Origin of the sequence: Methylobacterium sp. J-030 (genome assembly GCF_022829545.1) — a bacterium.
GTDB lineage: Bacteria > Pseudomonadota > Alphaproteobacteria > Rhizobiales > Beijerinckiaceae > Methylobacterium.
Window position 1 is genome coordinate 1 of record NZ_JAKSYM010000231.1, and the last position, 496, is coordinate 496.

A 496-nucleotide genomic window follows, 5' to 3' on the forward strand; every position below is an offset into this window, starting at 1 on the left:
GTTGAAGATCTCCGGTGTACCATGCCGGGCAAGTGCTTCCTCCACCGCCTCGACACAGAAGTCGGCCTCCATGGTGATCGATAGCCGCCACGACAAGACTTTGCGGCTGAACCCATCGATCACGCCGGCCAAGTAGACGAACCCACGGGCATCGGACCATACGTTATGTCCATCGCCCAGACCGGATTGGGCCGGTCGATGGTCGGCCCGCGCAGATGATACGGGTAGATCCTGTGCCCCGGCGCAGGCTTCGGGGTGGTCGGCTTGCGGCATAGCGCCTCGATGCGCAGGCGCGTCATCAGCGTCGTGACATGGCAGCGTCCGATCACGACGCCTTGTTCAGGAGGTCCCGCAGCATCCGGCTCCCGGCGAAGGGGAGTTCGCGATGCAGTTCGTCCAGCCGCCGCATCACGGCCAGATCCGCGGCTGGAACAGGACGCGGCAGGTCGTACACGCTGCCGCGGCCGATCCCGAGAGCCTCGGCTGGTTTGGCGAT

Annotated in this window: 1 pseudogene; it reads right to left on the reverse strand. The window is 65.1% G+C overall.

The features are described from left to right. Window positions 1-496, reverse strand: a pseudogene (locus MKK75_RS17145) (DDE-type integrase/transposase/recombinase); the annotation flags it as partial.